1 protein-coding gene is annotated in these 1661 nt (G+C 65.5%); it reads right to left on the bottom strand.

The window, feature by feature from the left end; translation table 11 throughout:
* The coding region (locus tag ACWDKQ_RS36060; protein WP_450143222.1) for an OTU domain-containing protein at positions 1-819 on the bottom strand (819 nt) is incomplete at its 3' end.
* Positions 820-1661: the final 842 nt, after the last annotated feature.

Consider the following 1661-nt stretch of genomic DNA (forward strand, 5'->3'; position numbering starts at 1 on the left):
CTCGGAAACGCCACCCTCGCGAGCATCCCCCTCCCGAACGCCACCCTCCCGAACGTCGCGCTCGGGAGCATCCGCCTCGGGGATGTCGCCCTTGGGGGCGCCCGGTGGCTCGTCCCCGAACGCTTCCCACCACGGGTCTGGGTTCTCATCCTCGAAATCAGTGGTCCAGTAATCCAAAGCGGCCCGGCCGGCCGGATCATCCGGCGGCTCCGCCTGGATCTCATGGAGGACCGGTGCTTCCTCGGCGCCGTCTGGAACCTCATCAACCGGCGGTGCCGCCACCGCGGGCCGAGTCCCCAGGTAATGACCGCGAGCCGTCTCACGACGAAGCAGCACCACCTCCGGAACAGCATCCGAAACGGCCTCATCCACCGGATGAGCCTGCCCGGACTCATCCATCACCCACAAACGAACCCCGGCCATCCGCCCCACCACCAGCGCAACCACATCACCCGACCTATCCGGGTACACACCCGGCCGGCGAATCTCCTCAACAGCCTCCCGGTAACCATCCACATCACCACCCCGAATGCCAGCAACATCGCTTTTATGCTCGTCCGCATAGTCGGCGACCGCTTCCCGTAACACCTCAACCGACGCAAACCTGTCCCGCAGACCAGGAATCGAATCCAGCGCCGCAGCAAAAAAAGAATCACCCCCAGCCTCGACATAAACAGGAACCAGCCCCCGCTCATGCAAAACCGACAACTGATCCGTCGTCACGCCAAAACCAGCAGCATCAGCCCCAGAAACAACACGCCACACATCCCCCCAAACCCTGTTGGCAACCCCGACCTTGTGTTCATGCAGGAATGTCATTCCGTCCTGGGCGGTCGTGTGCCCCGCCGCTTTAGCCCGGGCGACCCACCCCGCCAACTCCTCCCGAGGTATCCCACGCCGCTGAACCCGCTTCCCCTTCCCGGACGCAGCACGCCACGCATCCTGCCAAACCTTGGCCTCAACCCCGACGTGGTGTTCACGCAGGAATGTCATTCCTGCCGTGGAGGTCGTGTGCCCCGCCGCCTTAGCCCAGGCAACCCACCCCGCCAACTCCCCCCGAGGTATCCCACGCCGCTGAACCTGCTTCCCCTTCCCGGACGCAGCACGCCACGCAGCCTGCCAAACCCCGTTGCCAACCCCGACGTTGTGTTCATACAGGAATTGCATTCCGTCCTGGGCGGTCGTGTGCCCCGCCGCTTGAGCCTGGGCGACCCACCCCGCCAACTCCTCCCGAGGTATCCCACGCCGCCGCTTTCCCTTCCCGGACTCAGCACGCCACACATCCCGCCAAACCGTGTCGTCAACCCCGACGTTGTGTTCATGCAGGAATTGCATTCCTGCCTTGGCGGTCGTGTGCCCCGCCGCTTGAGCCCGGGCGACCCACTCCGCCAACTCCTCCCGAGGTATCCCACGCCGCTGAACCCGCTTCCCCTTCCCGGACTCACCACGCCACGCAGCCTTCCAAACCCTGGCGTCAACCCCGATGTTGTGTTCATGCAGGAATGTCATTCCGTCCTTGGCGGTCGTGTGCCCCGCCGCTTTAGCCTGGGCGACCCACCCCGCCACCTCCTCCCGAGGTATCCCACGCCGCCGAACCCGCTTCCTCTTCGCGGGCGCGGCATCCTGCGGTCCGGAGGCCACCGGGGCATCCGCACCCGACG

This window comes from Saccharopolyspora sp. NPDC000995 (assembly GCF_053599315.1).